Genomic DNA, 18,519 nt, shown 5'->3' with positions numbered 1-18,519 from the left:
CATCAATCCAACGACAAACATCGCCTCTTGGTTGTTGCCCGATTGTCATCATGCCGACTCCGGCTCGTCCCGCAACGACGTCCTGCGTGGGTGTTAGGCGTGGGTGTTGGGTGTACGCGGGCCCGCGGGCCCGGTCAGAGCAGGTCCGGCAGCTCCTGCGTCGCGAACCAGAGGAGCTCGAACCCCTCCGCGCCGTCGACGACGAAGGCCGCGTCGTCGCTGCCGAGGTCGGCCTCCAGCACGGCCGCGACGGCGGCCCGCACCGCGGCCTGGGCCTCGGCGTCCGACGGGTCGTCGGAGTGAACGGCCCGGACGGCGGCCAGCGGCACCGACTCGAGGACCTCGACCGCGCCTCGATCCAGGTCGTCGCGAACGCGCACCAGCCGCTCGTCGACGTCCGCGGCGAAGACGAAACGCCGCGGCGGCGACTCGGGGTCGGCGTCGAGCAGCCGCAGGCTCGCCCGGGCCGCGTCCTGCAGCGCCGCGAACTCCATCTCCTCGACGTCGGACTGGCTGTACCACTCCCGCACGGCGGGAGTGACCGCGAACGCCATGCCGGGTGGCACCTTCCGCTCGTGCAGCACCGCGCGGGCGGCCGTCAGCGTTGAGGGAAGGTAGACACGCATGTGCCCAGTGTGGCAACCCGCTGTCAGCCGACCAGACCGAGGTCCGCCTTCTGGTCCGCGGCGGTGGTCGCCGCCGCGCGGCCAAGTGCCTCCCGGCCACCGGCGCGACGTCCCGGACCGCTCGCGGTGGCACCGGAGTCACCCGGGCCAGCCGTTGTTCCCGCCGTCGCTGTTCCCGCCGCCCGCGTGGCGCGGATGGGACGGGTGGGGCGCGTGTCGGCGCCGAGCGCGGTTCGCAGGGCGGCGGCCGAGGTTCGCAGCGAGGTCTCGAACACCTCCGCGCGGCGTGTCAGGTCCATGACGTTCCCGCCGATCACTTCTAGATCCTCCGGACCCGGGCACAGCGCTGTCACCCGGGTGCCGGCAGCCTCCAGCAGCTCGATCTCGCGGGCCAGCCGTCGCGTCGCGGCCCGGCGCACCTGCCGCTCCACCCGGGCGATGGCGCCACGCGGGCGGTCACTGTCGAAGGAGCAGGCCGGCGCGAGCACGAGCACCTCGTCCAGTTCCTCCTCGACCAGCAGGTCCAGGGACGCCGGTGATCTGGTGCCGCCGTCCACGAAGCGCCGGCCGGCGATCTTGACCGGCGCGTACCAGCCGGGGATGGCGCACGAGGCCATCACCGAGTCGGGCAGGGCCGCCCGCGGCGCGTCCGGGGAACCGAAGAGCACCCTGCCGCCCGAGTCGAAGTCCATCGCGACGACGCGCAGCCGGGGGGACCGCGGCCAGCCGTTCGCCGCCAACGAGACGGGCTGACGTCCCCGGCCCGCGCCGGGGGGCACCGCGGCCGAGCGCTTGGCGGCCAGCGCGTCCAGCGGATGCTCGATCCGGGCGGCCGTCTCGGTCACGAGATCACCGATCGCGGCGATCTGGCCACGGCCCTGCGGGAGCAGCGCCGCCAGCGCGACCATCGGCGTCGCTTGGCGGGGATGCAGAGCGGTCGTGGTCAGCAGCCGCGGCGAGCCCATCCGCATCCGCGGCCTGGGCGGCAGGGACGCTCCGAGATCGCGGTAGTCCAGCACGGGGTAGCCCGGCTCGAAGATCCCACGCTCGGAATTGACCATCACGTCCGCGCCGACCCCCAGGCCGAGCAGCGCCGCGATGACCGATCCGGCGGATGTCCCGAGTACCAGGTCGTGATCCCGGACGTCGATGGCCTGTTCGGACTCGACGGCCCACAGTGCGCCGATCATCCAGGCTGAGCCGAGCACTCCGCCGGCGCCAAGCACCAGCCCCCTGCGCGAAGCCCGCTTCCTCGGCATTGCGTCACCTCCCGACGCGGTGCACCCGGCCACGCACACGGGTCGTGGTGCGCGTACGACACCGATGTCGCCGCTCCCGCGCGCGGGCCGTCCGCGCCCCATCAGGTACAACCGGGCCGGCCCGGCAGTTGTGCCGGCCCGCAGCCCGCCCCGGCCCGCGTCGACGCGGGGTGCCGTGGCCGGCGCCGCGATGCCTACTCCGGCGGCTCGCTCTCCTCGGGGAAGCTGGTCTCGAGCACTCCCCAGGCCCGCAGCCGCTCGGCGAACTCCTGTGGCGTCGTGTCGTGCAGCAGGGCCAGGGCCCGGACGTCGCCGTCTCGGATCGACAGCACATGCCCGGCGTAGTCGTCGCGCTGGCGCTGAATCTGCGCGACCCATCTGCGTACCAGTGCGGACGAATCGGGCGGCGCCTCGGCGAGCTTCTCCAGATTCAGCACGGTACGGGGCCTGCGTTCCCGCGGCGGCAGCTGATCCTCATTTGGTAGGAGCGCTGACACCGGAACACCGTAGAAACCGGCGAGCTCCGACAACTGATGAACGCTGATCATTCTGTCGCCGCGCTCGTAGGAGCCGACCGCGGCGGTCTTCCACCGACCGCGCGACTTCTGTTCGACGCCCTGCAGCGACAACCCCTGCTGGATCCGGATTGCCCGCAGGCGACCACCCACGGCCTTCGCGTACTCCCGGCTCACCCGACACACCCCCAGCCGTCTCGAACGAGCATCGACGTGCCCCCGTCACCACGCTGAGCTGGGTGGCGACGTTACACGCACACACTAACTTAACGTCCCCGAAAGCAACGGTTCACCATCCGACAGGTCATTGATGCGGATCGCGGCGAGTCCGCCACTCAGGCTGGATACGATTTGCACGATTTGCAGCAGGTCGCTCACCGCTGGACGTGGTTCCCAACCCCCTTATCACCCAATGCCAGGGCTTCGCCACTACTCGCGGGGAACCGTTCGACAATTCGATGCCCCCGAATCGCTCCCCGTAACCGCAGCGGGCGCAGACCGCCGCCGCCGAGGGCCACCGAATGTCACAGCAGCCATAGCTGGACGGACGAAATCCCCCGGACTGGGCCAAATGTCACCTGAGAGATTCGTGATGCCAGTTAGGCACACTCCGGAGGAACGACTTCCGGAGACCGCCCACGGCCGGCGCGTCGGGGCGTGTCGGGACGACACGCGAGGAGCCGGGCGGGGCCGAGTGGGCCGGACCTGAGGCGCGCCGGGCTGGGGCACGCCGGCTTGGGGCACGCCAGGCTGGAGCGGTCAGCGCTGAGCGCGGCGCAGCGCGGAGCGCCGGCGCCGCCCCGAACCGGACACCCCCGCCAGGAGCGCGGCCAGATCCCGCACCGCAAGCCGGGCCGGCGATGCCGGGGCGATGTCGCGCAGGAGCTGACCGGACGCGGCTGCCGCGTCCAGGCCCGCCAGATCGTAGGGGACGAGCGCCACCGGCTCGCGGCCGGTGTGCCGGGCCATCGCCCGCGACACCTCACGACGCGGGTCACCGCCCACCACCGAGCCCCGCAGCTTGTTGACCACGATCAGCGGATCGACGTGCGGAACCACCTCCCGCAGCTCCGACAGCCCACGGACGAAGCGAACCAGCCCGACCGGCTCCGCGGACGCGACGGCGAGCACCGAGTCGGCCGCGCCGAGCACGGCCAGTGTGGCGCCGTTGCGCCGCGGCGCGGCCGTGTCGAACGACAGCTCCTCGTCCGTCTCCAGGCAGAAGCCGCAGTCGACGATCACGAACGACGCGAGCCGGCGCGACAGCGCCAGCACCGTCTCGATGGAGGCGGGACGCAGCTCCGGCCAGCGGGACGGCCGCGAGATACCCGGCAGCACCCGCAGACCGCCGCCGAGATCCCGACACAGCACCGCCAGGCGAGGGACGTCCAGCAGGCCCTGGTTCGCCGAGCGCGCGGCTGCCGCGAGGCCCGGCGCCTCCTCGAGCAGCCCGACGTGCTGGCCGACCGAACCGCCGTACGAATCCGCGTCGATGAGCAGGGTCGGGGTGCCGAGAGCGGCGAGCTCGGCGGCCAGGCCCAGCGCGATCGTCGTGCGCCCCGGCGAGCCCACCGGCCCCCAGACCGCGAGCACCCGGCCCTCACCGGGCTCGCCGGCCTCGGTCTGGTCGGCCGCCGGCACCGCCGGGGCGAGTGGGTCGAAACCCATCAGCGGCTCGCTGAACGCCGCAGGCAGCGCGGGCGGACCGGCGAGGTCGGCCAGCGCGCGCGACGCCTCCACGACCGCACCCGCCACCGCCTCCGCGGTCGCGTCCGCCGGGATCACCGCGACGACGCCGAGCTGGCGCAGCCGGCGGTCGGCGTCCTCGTCCCCCGGCGCGATCAGGCCCACGACGGCCACACCGGACGCCGCCAGCCGCACCAGGGCGTCCCTGTCGAGGCGGCGCAGATCGGCCGACAGCAGGGCGGCCCGGGCGGCCCCGGTCGTCGCGGCGGCAAGCAGGTCGGGCAGGTCGACACACCGGCGGACGACCGTCACACCGAGATCACGACGGTCGAACGCCGAGACGAGGCCGGCCTCGACCACCGAGTCGGTGACGGCGGTCAGGATCGGCAGGCTCACCGACCGTACCCCGGAGCGGAGGACGGGCCGCCCGATCCGACCTCGCCGCGGGCGTCCCGCTCCAGCTTCACGACGTCGACCCGCTCGCTCTGCGACGCCGCCACCGCCCGGATGGCGTCATCCACCGGAACCCGCAGGGACAGCGACCGGTCGCCGCTGTTGAGCCTGTCCTGCGCGACGAACTCGACGTCGTGCAGCACCTGGATCTCGACGCCCGCGCCGGCCACGGCCTGCCCCTCCTGCGCGGGCTGCGCCGGGTCGCCGCCTGTCTCGGGCGGCGCGGCGGCTCCCGGCTGGTACACGAAGACGTCCACGTGATCGCCGGGGGACAGGTCGGGGACCCGCCCGGCCTTGACGATCACCGGGACGAGCCTGGTCGCGGCGGCGCCCTCGCCGGCGAAGTCGGCGCCGCTCAGGAGCTCGCCCGAGCTGACCGGACGGGCCAGGGTGGCGCCCAGGAGTTCGCTGCGACGGTCACCGGGGTAGTAGCGGTCCGACGTCGCGCCGTCCAGGTGGGCGGTGGCCGTGGTCAGGTCGCCGTCGACGACGATGTGGCCGGCCGGCAGGTCGGCGGCGGCGACCACCCACTGCCTGGTCCGGTCCGCGGTCGCGAACAGGCGCGCGCCGGCGACGACGGACACCAGCACCAGCAGGACGCCGATCAGCAGCCGCGAGTCGCGCCAGCGGCGGCGCCCGAGCCTGCGCGCCGGGGGTGACGGCGGCACCGGGGGGGTCGGCTCCGGTCGCGCCGGCGCGACGGTCAGCTCGGTCACCGGGCCCTCCTCACTCCTCGCCCGCGGCGATCTTCACCAACGGTCGTCCTCACCGGCGGCGGCATGTGCCGTGCCGGCGACGTCCTATGACGGCCACCGAAGAACACACCCCGGTCGCAGAGCGTACGTGGCCGACGATCCCGAACCCAGTCGAAACGGTGATACAGCATCAAGCCGTCACCGTCGCCGCGTTACGGCCTTTCCCCACATAGGACGCCTGGCTGGGCCCCGGCGATGCGCGGCGGCGGCGACGGGCATAAGGAGGTCGCCCGCCGGCCGCGCGCGTCTGGGCCTGGCGGCCGGTACCGGTTGCCGGTCCCACCGATCGGTATCGCGAGCAGTTATCCACAAGCCGAGGCATTCGAACGCGATGCGAGGCGGGAAGTCTGATACACAGGTAAGACGCGCCGACCGTCACCGGAGAGGAGGCGTTGATGAACGACCGCTTCCTTCAGCTCAGCGACGTGGCAGAGATCCTCAACATCTCTGCCAGCCAGACGTACGCTCTCGTTCGCTCCGGTGAGCTGCCCGCCATCAAGATCGGCGGGCGGGGCCAGTGGCGGGTCGAGCGCAGCGAGCTCGAGGCCTACATCCAACGCGCGTACGAGCAGACCCGCGCCTTCGTGGCCGCCAACCCGATGAGCCGCAACGAGACCCTGCCCGAGGACTGACCACCCCGAACACCCGCACCCGGGCCGGGCGTCTGGACGTCCGGCCGTCGGTCGCCGGGGTTTCAGCCGCGCCGGTCGCCGTGGGCTCAGCCGCGCCGGATGAACGCGAGGCCCTCGAGGGGCACCGTCCAGCCGGAGCGCACCTCGCCGCGGCGGGCGAACTCGCCCAGCGGATGTTCGGCGAGCTCGACGAAGTCCGCGCCAACGCGCAGCAGCGTCCCGGTCAGCTGCCCGCCTCCGAGCAGGGCGACCGCGCAGGCCGCCCGGTCGCGCACCAGGCCGCGCAGCACGTGGCGCAGGTCGAGCCGGGCCGCGAGACGGCCCTCGTGCCCAGGCTGCGCCGACACCGTCGGCAGGCCGCGCACCGCGAGCAGCGACGATCTCGGCACCAGCACCTCCGCCGGGCCGGACTCGGACAGCAGGAGCCAGTCGACCCCGAGCGCGGTGAGCCGCCCGGTGACGGCTGCGGGGCCGGCCGTCGGCCCGCCCCGCAGCAGGCATCTCACCTCGGCGCCCACCGCCGGTCGCAACCGGTCGAGCAGCCGGAGGTAACCGGCCTCCCGCCGCGTCCGGTCAGCGATCTCCGCTTCGAGCTCGGCCGCCTCGACGGCCTCCCACTGCAGCTCAAGATCGGCGAACAGGTCCTCCCAGCGCATCGCGGCGCCAACCTCCATTTCTACAGGTCAACCGTCACGACCCCGATCAGACGAAGCAGGACGGATTGACATACGCCTTTCGGCGGGTTACACAAGCAAACGTAACCAAACGGCCTCTGCCGTAGTTCGGCTCCCTGACCCCGAGCCAATCCGGAGGCCGACATGGCTACCGATAGCAGCCATGCCGCCCATGAGCGATGTACCCCGACACAGCCGGTACATCGCCCATGGCCGGCACCGCTCCCATACCCGGACGGACGGTCACCAAAGATGATCTCAGGGGCGCGGCGGGACGCGGCCGCCAGGGTGGGCAGCGCCGTGCTCGCCCTCGGTGTCGCGGCGGTGCTGATCCTGCTGGGCCCGCGGCTGACGGACCTGCCGTCGAGCCCCGGCGACATCCCCACGTGGTTCGCCGACGAGCCGGAGCTGGCGTTCGCCAACTGCCTCGGCATCATCGCCTGGATCTGCCTGCTGTGGCTGTGCGCCGGAGTGGTGCTCGGCGTCCTGGCCGCGCTGCCGGGCGCGGCCGGCCGGGTGTTCGCCGCGCTCGCCCGCCGGGTCCTGCCCAGCGCGGTGCGCCGGATCGTCGAAATCGGCCTCGGGGTGACCCTCGTGGCCGCGAGCGTCAGCCCCGTTCTCGGCGCCAGCCCGGCTTCGGCCGCCACCGGCCCGCCCGCCGCCACGGCGTCGGCGAGCGTGTCAGCGGACGCTTCGGCGGGCGCCCCGGCTATCGGGCCGACGGGCGGGCCGGCCGCGTCCCAGCGCGGCTGGCCCTACCTGGGCCACCCCGACGCGGCGTCCGGCGCCGGGCGTGGCCTGCCGGACGACGTCCAGGTCGTGCCGATGACCCCGGTCAGCGCGGCCGATCCACCCACCCGTGCGCAGCAGCCGCCGGATCCCGCCACGGCCGCCCCTGACCCCGGCGCCGCGCCCACGGACCGATCGGCCACGGCGACCGCGCGCGGATGGCCCTTCCTCGGCCATCCCGACCGGGCCGAGCACACCGATCAGCCGGGCCAGGCCGGCCAGCCGTCCAGCGCCAGCACGCCACGGCCCACAAACCCGACCCCAGGTGCACCGGCCCCCAGTGCGCCGAGCACCACCGCTCCGACGCCCGCCGCCGCAGCGCCCAGTGCTTCCGCGCCTTCCGGCAACGGCGGGGGTGATCCCCTCGTGCCCTCCGCGCCGCTCGGCACGGGCACGCCGGGCACGGCGCCCGGCGCATCCCCGGGCACTCCCCCGACGAATCCGGGCGCGGCCGCGGAGGTCGTCGTGCTGCGCGGAGACAGCCTGTGGACGATCGTCGCCCGTCACCTCGGGCCTACCGCCACGACCGATCAGATCGCGGCCGAGTGGCCGCGCTGGTGGTCGGCGAACGCCGACGTGATCGGGCCCGACCCGGATCTTCTTCTTCCCGGCCAGCGGCTCCTGCCGCCGCCCAGTCCCTGACCCCGGCTACAGCCACCTGCCCGGCCCAGGTCCCTCGGTGCCTGGGCGATGACGCCCCACCATCCCCCGAAAGGTCCGCCGTGACCGCGACGACCGCCCTGACCCTGCCCCGTCGCCTGCGTCCCCATGTCGCCACAACGCCCCGGTTGATGCCCGTGCGTCCCATCGACCCGCCCTACGACGACGAAACCGTCTCACCCGAGCAGACCGCGCCGGCCGGGCGAGCCCCGGGAACCGACCGGTCCGCGGGTGCCCGGTATTCACGAGTAGCGGCGCCGACCACCACGCCAAACGCCCCGTCGACCGCCATGGGCGCGCCGGTCAGGACGGTGTCCCGCGCCGAACGCGGCGCCGCCCGCCACCTTCTGCCGGACCAACGGACCCTCCCGTGGCCGCGGCCCGCCCGAACGACCCGCACGCCGGCGCGCCAGTCGGCGGACGGTGCCACCGCGGCGGACGGCGCCACCGCCGCCGCGGTGGCACCGCGGCTCGCGGCACGGGCACCGACGGGCCCGGGGACGTCACCGGACCCGCGCCGCACCGCGGCCGTCGTCGTACGAGTGATCGTCGAGGTGTTGTCCGGAGCCCGCCCGGCCGCGCATCTGGCCCCCTGGAGCACGGCCGCCCTGCAGAGCGACTTCCAGCGGACGGCCTCGTCCCTGGCCACCCGCCAGCCTTCTCAGGTGCGCAGCGTGCGGGTCAGCGAGCCGCTGCCCGGGGTCGCGGAGGTCAGCGCCGTGGTCAGCAGGGGTCCCAGGGTGCGGGCGCTCGCGCTGCGGATGGAGCACGCGGCCGGCCGCTGGCAGGTGACGACCCTCCAGCTCGGCTGATTCTCCAGCTCAGCCAACCGGCCAGAGGCGGGGCGGAGAGCTCCGGCGACGCACCCGCCCCACCTCTGGCTTTCCGGTGGTTCCGTCAGTCGTTGCGGCGGGCCGGATCGCCGTGGCAGCGCTTGTACTTCCGCCCCGAGCCGCAGGGGCAGGGCGCGTTGCGTGCCGGGCGGGCCGTTCCGCCCTCGCCAGCGCCGCGGGACACGCCGCCGCCGGCCGAGCGCGGCCCACCACCGCCGGCACGGGACAGCTCGGACCCGTTGTCGACGGTCGTCACCGTGGACGAGCCGCCGTCGACGGACGGCGCCGTGTAACGCAGTCCGCCGGTCGGGCGGTGCGGTTCGAGGCCCTTGACGAAGACGGGCGGCGGGGACGCCGGCACCGGGGCCGGCGGAGGCTCGGGAGCGGTCCGCGCGGGCTGCGCCGGTGCGGGCGCGGCCGGGGTGACCGGCGGCACCGCGCCGACGGACACGGAGCCGCGCTCGGCCGGGGCGGCCGGCGTGGGCGTCGTGCCGGCCGGGGCCGCGGGCGCTCCTTCGGGCGCGGTGCCGCTCTGGTCGGTGTCCCGCCCCGCTACCTGCACCTCGACGTTGAACAGGAGGCGGACCGACTCCTCCTTGATGCCCTCCATCATCGTCTGGAACATGTCGAAGCCCTCGCGCTGGTACTCCACGACCGGGTCTCGCTGCCCCATCGCCCGCAGGCCGATGCCCTCCTGCAGGTAGTCCATCTCGTAGAGGTGCTCACGCCACTTGCGGTCGAGTACCGCGAGCACCACCCGGCGCTCCAGCTCACGCATGACGGCCTCGCCGTCCGGCTTGTCGCCGAGGTCGGCCTCACGCCGGTCGTAGGCGTCCTGCGCGTCCGCCTGAAGATCCTCGAGCAGAAGGTCGGAGGTCAGCCCCTCGCGGTCGTCGGTGCCCGGTGCGTCGACGCCGACCGGGTAGAGCAGGCCCAGGCCCGACCAGAGGGTTTCGAGGTCCCACTCCTCCGGGTACCCGTCGGCCGTCGCGCCGCGCACATAGCCCTCGACGGTGTCATCAACGAAGTGGCGAACCTGCTCGTGCAGGTCGGCGCCCTCCAGGACCTTGCGGCGCTCCTCGTAGATCACGGTGCGCTGCTTGTTCATGACTTCGTCGTACTTGAGGACGTTCTTGCGGATCTCGAAGTTCTGGCCCTCGACCTGGGTCTGCGCGGAACGGATCGCGCGAGTCACGATCTTGGACTCGATCGGGACGTCGTCCGGGATGTTGAGGCGGTCCATGATGCCCTCGACCGCCGCGGCGTTGAACAACCGCATGAGGTCGTCACCGAGGGAGAGGTAGAACCGGGACTCGCCGCGGTCGCCCTGACGGCCGGCACGGCCGCGCAGCTGGTTGTCGATCCGGCGGGACTCGTGCCGCTCGGTGCCGAGCACATAGAGGCCACCGGCGTTGACGACTTCCTCGTGCTCGGCCTTGACCGACGCACGGGCCTTCTCCAGCGCCTCGGGCCAGGCCGCCTCGTAGTCGTCCGGGGTGTCGATCGGAGACAGGCCGCGCTGGCGAAGCTCCGTCTGGGCGATGAACTCGGGGTTGCCGCCGAGCATGATGTCGGTGCCTCGGCCGGCCATGTTCGTCGCCACGGTGACCGCGCCGCGCCGGCCCGCCTCGCCGATGATCATCGCCTCGCGCTCGTGGTGTTTGGCGTTCAGCACCTCGTGCCGGACACCGCGTTTGGTGAGCTGCTTGGACAGGTACTCCGACTTCTCCACGCTGGTCGTGCCGACCAGGACGGGCTGACCGTTCTCGTGCCGCTCGGCGATGTCCTCCACGACCGCGTCGAACTTCGCGATCTCGGTCTTGTAGACGACGTCGGCCTGGTCCATGCGAGCCATCGGCTTGTTGGTCGGGATCGGCACCACGCCGAGGGCGTAGATCTGGTGGAACTCGGCGGCCTCCGTCATGGCCGTACCGGTCATTCCGGACAGCTTGTCGTAGAGCCGGAAGTAGTTCTGGAGAGTGATCGTCGCCAGGGTCTGGTTCTCCTGCTTGATCTCGACCTTCTCCTTGGCCTCGATCGCCTGGTGCATTCCCTCGCTGTAACGGCGGCCGTGCAGGACGCGACCGGTGAACTCGTCGACAATGAGGACCTCACCGTCGGTGACGATGTAGTCCTTGTCTCGCTTGTAGAGCTCCTTGGCCTTCAGCGCGTTGTTGAGGTAACCGACGAGGGGGGTGTTCACCGACTCGTACAGGTTCTCGATGCCGAGCTGGTCCTCGACCTTCTCCACGCCGACCTCGCTGATCGAGACCGTCCGCTTGCCCTCCTCGACCTCGTAGTCGACGTCCCGCTCGAGCAGGGGGGCGATCCGCGAGAACTCGGTGTACCAGCGGGTCGGGTTGTCGGCCGGGCCGCTGATGATCAGGGGCGTACGTGCCTCGTCGATGAGGATGGAGTCGACCTCGTCCACGACGGCGAAGTGATGGCCGCGCTGGACCAGTTCCTCGGCGCTCCAGGACATGTTGTCGCGCAGATAGTCGAACCCGAACTCGTTGTTCGTGCCGTAGGTGATGTCGCACCGGTACTGCTGGCGGCGCACCGACGGCGGCATCTGGGGATGGATGACACCGACCGTGAGGCCGAGGAAGCGGTGGACACGGCCCATGTTCTCGGCGTCGCGCTGGGCCAGGTAGTCGTTCACCGTGACGATGTGGACGCCGTTGCCGCTCAGGGCGTTCAGGTAGGACGGCAGCGTGGAGACCAGGGTCTTGCCCTCACCGGTCTTCATCTCGGCGATGTTGCCCAGGTGCAGCGCCGCGCCGCCCATGATCTGGACGTCGAAATGGCGCTGGCCGAGCGTGCGCCGCGCCGCCTCGCGCACCGCCGCGAACGCCTCGGGCAGCAACGAGTCGAGGGTTTCCTCTTCGCTGGCCAGGCGCTGGCGGAACTCGTCGGTCATCCCGCGCAGCTCGGCGTCGGTCAGACCGGTGAAGTCGTCCTCGATGAGGTTCACCTGCTCGGCGATCGCCTTGAGCTTGCGCAGAATCCGGCCCTCACCGGCACGCAAGATCTTGTCTAGAACCACGGCGAAACTCCTCCGGCAGGCATGTCGGCGAGGCTCACCGACAACCAAGATGCTAGCCCCTCGATCGCCACCCACGGCCCGTCCTCGGACCGGCGGCGGCGCGCCGGGATCGGGAGCCGCGCACCGCGCCCAGGTCGCCGCGGCGTCTCCCTCCCCCGCGAGTACACAACGACCGAGCGGCGGCGCCCGTGCCCGGCCTGGCAACGCGCGCCGTGGCCCCCGGCCATCGTCGGAAACGTCTCGCGCCCACCACCGAATCGGGTGGCGACGGCGGACCGCGAGCACGCCGCCGCGGCCCGGGGTGCTGGCATCGTGGCGGTATGCGTTCCGACACCGGATCCGGTCCCGGCCCCGTCCCCGGTCCCTGGCTGCCCCCCGCGCGCCGGCCTGGGCCGGGCGCAGAGCGCGCCGTCCAGCGGATTCCGCTCGAGCCCGTCGAGATCACCGCGGGTGCGCTGCACCTACGTCCCTGGAAGGCCTCGGACGTCGACGCCGTGTGCGGGGCCTGTCAGGATCCCGAGATTCCGCGATGGACGCGGGTCCCCGTTCCCTACACGAGAGACCACGCGGAGGACTTCGTCTGCCGGCAGGCGCCGGAGGCGTGGGCGACGGCGACGGGCACGCCGCTGGCCGTCGTCGACGCCACCACCGAAGCGCTCCTGGCATCGGTGGCCCTGCAGGACCTGACCGACGAGGGGGACGCGGAGATCTCCTACTGGTGCGCCGCCGACGCCCGCGGCCAGGGCGTGGCCACCCGGGCGGCGGCGGCGCTGCTGCGTTGGGGGTTCGGCGCCCTTGGGCTGGAACGCGTCGAGTGGCGCGCGGCGGTCGGAAACCACGCCTCCCGCCGGGTGGCGGAGAAGCTCGGGTTCACCCTCGACGGCACGCTGCGCAGCGCGATCGTCCTGGGGGACGGCGTCCGCCACGACTGCTGGATCGGCACCCGGCTCGCCACGGACCCGCCCGTCTGACCGCCGCCCTGCGGCTCGCCAACGGATCCGGCTGACCGCCGCCGCGCGGCTCGGCGGACACCGACCGCGGGCCCGCCGGGCGCGAGGCCGTCAGGTGATCTCGAGCAACTTCTCCCGCACCGCGTACACCACCGCCTCCATCCGGGAGTGGAGCTGGAGCTTCTCCAGGATGTTCCGGATGTGGTTCTTCACCGTGTTCTCGCTGATGTAGAGCTGCTTGGCGATGTCCCGGTTGTTCAGCCCCTTGGCGACCAGGCGGAGGACCTCCATCTCCCGGTCGGTCAGCCGCGGTGTCGGGAGCTGCGGGCGGTCGTCCTTCGTCTTGATCATGGCTGCGAACTCGCTGAGCAGCTTGGAGGCCATGGACGGGCTGATGAGGCTCTGGCCGTTGTAGACCGCCCGAATGTCCGCGGCGACCTCGTCGATCGAGATCTCCTTGAGGAGGTAGCCCATGGCGCCGGCCTTGATGGCGTCAAAGAGGTCGGCTTCCTCGTCACTTATCGTGAGCATCACGATCTTCGCGCTGGGCACCTTCTCCTTGATGGCGCTCGTGGCGTCGATCCCACCGCGCCTGGGCATGCGGACATCCATCAGGACGATGTCCGGCGCCATCTCGGCGGCCATCGTGACCGCCTCCGCCCCGTCGGCGGCCTCACCGACGACCTCGATGTCGACCTCCTGCGCCAGGACCATCTCCAGGCCGCGCCGGAACAGGGCATGGTCGTCAACGATGAGCACCCGGATGGGATTCGCCTCCGATGGCGTACGCAGCGCCTCCTCGGAACGCTGCTCGTCCACCGTCATCTCCGACCTCCCCTGGAACCGCTCCCGCGGGGTTGTGCCCCCGGCGTCGCGACGCCGGGGGCACAACCCGTGGAACGTGCCGTGTGCACCGATGCCGGGAGTCCGACACCCAAGGCAAATGGTCCCACGCCGGCAGGGGGGATCGACCGTCACACGGCGGAAATGACCGCCGCCGTTCGTTCCCGGGCGCCGATCATGCTGTCTCCGGCCGCTCCCTCGAGCCGGATGACGCCGTAGTCGTAGCCGCATCGGCGGTACACGACGCTGGGCAGGCCGCTAGCGGCATCGAGGAAAAGGTAGAAGTCGTGCCCCACGAGCTCCATGTTCGACAGGGCGTCGTCGAGCGTCATGGGCGCGGCCGCGTGGGTCTTCTCGCGTACCACCATCGGTGAGTAGTCGGAATCGTCGCCGTCGCCATCGTCGGCCGTCGACCAGCTCGGCCGCTTCGCGCGGGTCTCGGATCCGACGGCGGCGAGGCCCGCCGCGCCGTCCTCGGCGCCCGGGACCGGCGGGCCGGCGGTGTCCGTCTCCGGCTGGCGGCCGGTCGGGACGGCGGGGATGTCCGGGACGGCACCCGCCCAGCCGGGAACCGGGTGGTTCGCACCCGCGTGGTTGGCGTGGTGGCGGACCCGCCGGTCCGAAGCGCGGCGCAGGCGCTCCGCCAGCTTGGCGGTAGCGCGGTCGAGCGCGGCGTAGGCGTCGGCCGCGGCGGCCTCCGCACGGATCACCGGGCCCCGCGAATACACGGTGAGCTCGACACGGTCGCAGGTGTCCGACAGCCGAGGGTTGTGTTCCTTGGAGAGTTCGACGTCGACCAGCATGACCTTGGAGTCGAGCCGCTCGAGCTTCGCGAGTTTGGCCTGGACATGCCTGCGGAACCGTTCCGGAACCGCGGTGTGCCTGCCCTTGACCACGATGTCCACGCGATCCACCTCCCGTTCACCTGGCCCGGCCGGCCGATCCGTGCGGGATCGACGCGACCGGCGAGTCGGTACCTCGGGCGGCCGTCGATGGCTGACCTCGGCGTGCCGAGGTCACCTCGTGTGCCGCCGTAGGTTGTCAACGTTCCTGGTGCAGTACCTGGTTGCAAATCAGCTGGTGCTGGCTTCTGGCGCTGCCGGACGGCTCCTTCCATGGGCGCGCCTCGCTGTCCGGTGACCACGGCATCGGCGGTGTTTCCACCGACCCGCCTCGCTCGGCTCCTTCCCCTCGCCGGTCGGGTCTATGCCGGAACGGCCCTACCAATATCGGGAGATTCCGGACCGGCATCCTGGGAGCGGCCGGCCGCGCCGTGAAGCCGGTCGGCGCGTTCCGAAGGCCCCGCCTCGCGCGCTCCTCGACCGGGCCGGCAGCCCCGGGACGGCGGCCCGGGACGGGGGGCCGTGCGCCGCATCCGTCGCGTCGCGACGGTGGGCCGCACGCCGACCTCGTCCAGGACGACGGCACCGCGCCGAGCAGTGACGGTCATTGCCGGCATCAGCTTGTCGCCGTCGGCTCCGGGGGCGGAGCGCTCGCGCCCAGTGTCCCCCTTCCACCGCCCGGACGGCGGGCAATCCCGAAGGATGGCGCGTCGCGCCCGTGCTGGAGCGGTGTGGCGGCCACCGCCGCGCCGGCCGCCGGCGCCCAGCCGCCCGCGCGCAGCGCGCGCACCGCCTCCCGGACAGTCGCACCGGTGGTGACGATGTCGTCCACGACGACCGTGATCTCCCAGGGACGCGGCGAAGGCACGCCGGTGCGCAGCGCGAACGCCCCCGAACGGTTGCGTGACCGTGCCGCCGCCCCGAGGCCGGCCTGGTCGGCTCCGGGCCGCGACACCCGTAGCGCCGCGCTAACCCGCGCCCGGAGCCCGCGGTGGGCGAGGGACCGGGCGGCGACCGCCGCGAGCCGGGCGACGTGGTCGACCCCTCGGCGCCGCCGCGCCGCGGCCGTCGTCGGGACCGGGACGAGAAGTACCGGTGGGGGCCGGCGACCGCCGGGCGCGGCCGCCACCAGCGCGGCCGCCACCGCTCGCGCGAGCGCCTGGCCCAGCACAGCAGCGAGGTCGACCCGCCCACGCTCCTTGTAGGAGAGCAGAAGGACCCGGGCGGCACCGGTGTACGAGGCCGCCGCGAAGGCTGGGGGCATCGCCGGCCGGAGCGCCGGCTGTAACGAGGGACCACGTGGCCGGCCGGGCCGCTGGGAGTGACTGGCCGGATGGTGGCCTCGCCGCCCCGGGCTGGCCGTGGGACCCGGGGCGGCGAGAACTGGGGGACCCGCCAGGGCCGCCGCGCAACGCGCACAGGCGGCCTCGCCGGGCCGGCCGCAGCCCGCGCAGGCGCGCGGCAGCACGAGATCCGCGAGGATCGTCAGGGCCTCGGCGAGGTGGCGGAAGCGGGTCACCGGACGAGAATGACCGGTGATCGACCGGCTTCGCCATCGCCGGACCCGAGTTGTGGACAGACAGCACCGCACGCGGCGGCTGTGGACGACGCGGGCCGGACCCGGCCAGACCGGCACCCGGCACCCGGCACGGGGCACGGGGCACGGGGCACGGGGCACGGGGCCATGAACTGCCCGCTGCGCCGCACCGGCCACGCCGGCATCAGCGGCACCCGGCGCACATCGACGACGCCCGGCGCATCCGGACCGGCCCGTCTGCCAGACCTGCGCGTCCGCCCGGCACGGCGGTGGCCCGTCGCCGGGCCGGCGGCGGGCGATCGCCCCGCGTCGACAGGGCGCCCGGTCGGGAGGTGTCCGTACTCGGTCTGCAACGATGCGGTCGCCAGGAACGTTGGTCGACACGGGACGGCAACTAGTACAGGGAGACCACGATGACGGACGGAGCCGGTCAGACCCCTCCCGGCACGCCCGGACCGGAACAGCCCGGCTCGTGGGGTGCGCCCTCCCCGGGCCCGCAGCACCCACCCCCCGGTTCGTGGGATCAGCCACCACCCGGCCCCGGAGGCGGCGCGCCCGCGCCCGGCGAATGGCCTGCGCCCGGCGGCTGGCAGGCCCCCGGCAGCAACCCCGCCGCGGCGCCGGTCCCCGGGCAGGGCGCTCCCCCCGGCTACATCCCGAACAGCCCGAACAGCGGGTACGGGCCGCACGGTGGCTACGGCCAGCAGCCCGGCCCGGCCCGGGGCTACGGCGCGTGGGGCCCGAACGGGTGGGGCGGTCCGCCGATCGCACCAAAGCCCGGTGTGATCCCGCTGCGCCCGCTGGCGGTCGGCGAGATCCTCGACGGGACCTTCGCGACGATCCGGTCGAACCCCGGCGCCACCCTCGGCCTCACCCTCGGCGCCACCGCCGTGGTCGAGACGATCAGCACGGTCGCCGCGATCGCCGCCGAGGAGATGTCCAATACGGCGGCAACGGTACTGACGCTGCTGCTCTTCGGCCTGAACGCGGCGCTCGGGATCTTCCTCTCCGGGGTGCTCGCGGTGGTGGTGAGCGAGGCCACGCTCGGCGGGCGGATCACCGCGGGCGACGCCGTCCGCCGGGTCACCCCCCGGCTGGGCGGTCTGCTGATGCTGACCCTGGCGGTCACGCTGTTGAGCGCGCTCGGCCTGGTCGCGCTGATCGTGGGGGCGGTCGTGGTCGCCGTCTACCTGAGTCTGGCCACGCCGGCCTACGTGCTCGAGGCGCAGTCGACCGGCGACGCGCTTCGGCGCTCGTGGCGGCTGGTCAAGGGATCGTGGTGGCGGACGCTCGGCGTTCTCCTCCTCTCCGCGGCGGTCGGCGGGGTCCTGATGTTGATCTTCGCGATCCCGACCAGCGTGATCCTCATGTCGTCCGAGCAGACGTTCGGCAGCCTGGTCGAGGGAGACCTGACCGTGGCCGGGCACATCGTCAACGCGATCGGCAGCCTGCTCGCCACGACGGTCGCGACTCCGGTGATCTCCGGGGCCGTCGTCCTCCTCTACATCGATCGGCGCATCCGCCGTGAGGGGCTGGACGTCACCCTCACCGAGGCGGCCCGCCAGCGCGCGGCCACTCCGTGATCACCGGCCACCTGTCCGCCCCCTTCCTGCCCTCGTTCCTCCCCTCCCTCGTCGCTCCGGCCGTCGCCCCGGCGGCGGCCGGCGGCCCGCTCGGGGGGCCGGTGACGCGCGAGGGGGCGCAGGACGAGGCTCGGCGCGAACTGTCCAAGAGCGTCTACCAGGACGCCCAGCCCGACTGGTTCACCCGGGCCATCACCTGGATCAACGACCGCCTCGCCGATCTGTGGAACTGGCTGACCCCGGACACCGATGCCGGCGTGGGCGGTTTCAACGGACTCGGTGTCCTCGCCGTGCTCCTCGTGCTCGTCGCGCTCGCCGTTGTGATCCGGCTGTGGCTGGGCCCCGTCCGGCGGACCGCGCGGGACCAGGCGGAGGAGACCGACCTGTCCAGTCCCCTCACCGCCGACCAGCTCCGCGTGCTGGCCCGGGACCAGGCCGGCCAGGGCGCGTACGCCGAGGCGGTGCGGTCCCGGCTGCGGGCGATCGTGCGGATGCTGGAGGAGCGTGGAGTGCTGGACCCGAGACCTGGACGCACGGCCGGCGAGCTCGTCGACGCCGTCCGCGCGGCCATCGACCGCGACAGCGATGCGATCGGTGCGCTGGTCGCGGCCGTCGAGGTGTTCAGCGAGATCTGGTACGGCGGTGGGCCGGCCACCGAGCGGGCCTACGAGGTTCTGGTGCGGGCGGACGAGCAGCTCACGGGCGTGCGACGCCGCCTGGGCCATGGCCGGTCCGACGACCGGTCCGACGACGGATCCCGCCCGGTCCCGGCATGACCGCTCCGCCGACTGACCGCCCGCGCCCGGCGACACCGGCCTCCGGGCCCTTCGGCACTC

Annotated in this window: 16 protein-coding genes; 6 read left to right on the top strand and 10 right to left on the bottom strand. The window is 73.0% G+C overall.

Annotated elements, in window-relative coordinates:
- Positions 1-134 precede the first annotated feature (134 nt).
- The 5 genes from E0504_RS33260 to E0504_RS33240 form a co-directional block, all read right to left on the bottom strand.
- Complete coding sequence (locus E0504_RS33260) at positions 135-626, bottom strand: hypothetical protein (protein ID WP_020463276.1); 492 nt, start codon at positions 624-626, stop codon at positions 135-137.
- 23 nt (positions 627-649) lie between these two features.
- Complete coding sequence (locus E0504_RS33255; RefSeq protein WP_112108519.1) at positions 650-1,885, bottom strand: patatin-like phospholipase family protein; 1,236 nt, start codon at positions 1,883-1,885, stop codon at positions 650-652.
- Between the two features lie 194 nt (positions 1,886-2,079).
- On the bottom strand, positions 2,080-2,577 hold the full coding sequence (locus tag E0504_RS33250) for a transcriptional regulator (RefSeq protein WP_020463278.1): 498 nt from the start codon (positions 2,575-2,577) through the stop codon (positions 2,080-2,082).
- Positions 2,578-3,159: 582 nt separating this feature from the next.
- Positions 3,160-4,482 carry a chromosome partitioning protein gene (locus E0504_RS33245; RefSeq protein ID WP_020463279.1) on the bottom strand — a complete coding sequence of 441 codons (1,323 nt, stop codon included), beginning with the start codon at positions 4,480-4,482 and terminating at the stop codon, positions 3,160-3,162.
- Positions 4,479-5,255, bottom strand: a complete 777-nt coding sequence (locus tag E0504_RS33240) for an SAF domain-containing protein (protein ID WP_112108518.1) — start codon at positions 5,253-5,255, stop codon at positions 4,479-4,481. The genes E0504_RS33245 and E0504_RS33240 overlap by 4 nt, the downstream gene beginning before the upstream one ends.
- A gap of 434 nt (positions 5,256-5,689) precedes the next feature.
- Here E0504_RS33240 and E0504_RS33235 point away from each other — a divergent pair, with 434 nt between their 5' ends.
- Positions 5,690-5,926, top strand: coding sequence for a helix-turn-helix domain-containing protein (locus E0504_RS33235; RefSeq protein WP_020463281.1), 237 nt, complete (start codon positions 5,690-5,692; stop codon positions 5,924-5,926).
- Positions 5,927-6,012: 86 nt separating this feature from the next.
- On the opposite strand, the gene E0504_RS33230 is transcribed toward E0504_RS33235, so the two are convergent.
- The gene (locus tag E0504_RS33230) at positions 6,013-6,582 is read right to left on the bottom strand and encodes a hypothetical protein (RefSeq protein ID WP_112108538.1); all 570 of its coding nucleotides are present in this window, start codon (positions 6,580-6,582) and stop codon (positions 6,013-6,015) included.
- Positions 6,583-6,852: 270 nt separating this feature from the next.
- Here E0504_RS33230 and E0504_RS33225 point away from each other — a divergent pair, with 270 nt between their 5' ends.
- Both E0504_RS33225 and E0504_RS33220 read left to right on the top strand, forming a co-directional pair.
- Positions 6,853-8,031, top strand: coding sequence for a LysM peptidoglycan-binding domain-containing protein (locus E0504_RS33225; RefSeq protein ID WP_112108517.1), 1,179 nt, complete (start codon positions 6,853-6,855; stop codon positions 8,029-8,031).
- Positions 8,032-8,111: 80 nt separating this feature from the next.
- Positions 8,112-8,861, top strand: coding sequence for an Rv3235 family protein (locus tag E0504_RS33220; protein ID WP_112108516.1), 750 nt, complete (start codon positions 8,112-8,114; stop codon positions 8,859-8,861).
- Positions 8,862-8,946: 85 nt separating this feature from the next.
- On the opposite strand, the gene secA is transcribed toward E0504_RS33220, so the two are convergent.
- Positions 8,947-11,928, bottom strand: coding sequence for a preprotein translocase subunit SecA (gene secA / locus E0504_RS33215; RefSeq protein ID WP_112108515.1), 2,982 nt, complete (start codon positions 11,926-11,928; stop codon positions 8,947-8,949).
- A 320-nt stretch (positions 11,929-12,248) separates the two neighbouring features.
- Between secA and E0504_RS33210 the strand changes: the two genes are divergently transcribed.
- Positions 12,249-12,899 (top strand): GNAT family N-acetyltransferase, encoded by a 651-nt coding sequence (locus E0504_RS33210; RefSeq protein WP_235014714.1) that lies wholly within the window; start codon positions 12,249-12,251, stop codon positions 12,897-12,899.
- A 90-nt stretch (positions 12,900-12,989) separates the two neighbouring features.
- Here the strand turns inward: E0504_RS33210 and E0504_RS33205 are convergent, their stop codons facing one another.
- From E0504_RS33205 to E0504_RS33195, 3 genes are all read right to left on the bottom strand, one after another.
- Entirely contained in the window at positions 12,990-13,703 is a 714-nt protein-coding gene (locus E0504_RS33205) for a response regulator transcription factor (protein ID WP_018505454.1), read from the bottom strand.
- A gap of 149 nt (positions 13,704-13,852) precedes the next feature.
- The gene (gene hpf / locus E0504_RS33200) at positions 13,853-14,626 is read right to left on the bottom strand and encodes a ribosome hibernation-promoting factor, HPF/YfiA family (RefSeq protein ID WP_112108514.1); all 774 of its coding nucleotides are present in this window, start codon (positions 14,624-14,626) and stop codon (positions 13,853-13,855) included.
- A 553-nt stretch (positions 14,627-15,179) separates the two neighbouring features.
- On the bottom strand, positions 15,180-15,827 hold the full coding sequence (locus E0504_RS33195) for a ComF family protein (RefSeq protein WP_243657734.1): 648 nt from the start codon (positions 15,825-15,827) through the stop codon (positions 15,180-15,182).
- Between the two features lie 686 nt (positions 15,828-16,513).
- On the opposite strand from E0504_RS33195, the gene E0504_RS33185 reads away from it, so the two are divergent.
- Positions 16,514-17,683: a glycerophosphoryl diester phosphodiesterase membrane domain-containing protein gene (locus E0504_RS33185; RefSeq protein WP_165938684.1), complete on the top strand. Its 1,170-nt coding sequence runs from the start codon at positions 16,514-16,516 to the stop codon at positions 17,681-17,683.
- On the top strand, positions 17,680-18,459 hold the full coding sequence (locus E0504_RS33180; protein ID WP_131626544.1) for a DUF4129 domain-containing protein: 780 nt from the start codon (positions 17,680-17,682) through the stop codon (positions 18,457-18,459). Before E0504_RS33185 ends, E0504_RS33180 begins: the two co-directional genes overlap by 4 nt.
- The last annotated feature ends 60 nt before the right edge of the window (positions 18,460-18,519 follow it).

This window comes from Parafrankia sp. BMG5.11 (genome assembly GCF_004337455.1).
Note: the sequence above shows the minus strand (reverse complement) of the source record. Positions and strands in the feature narration are given on the sequence as shown.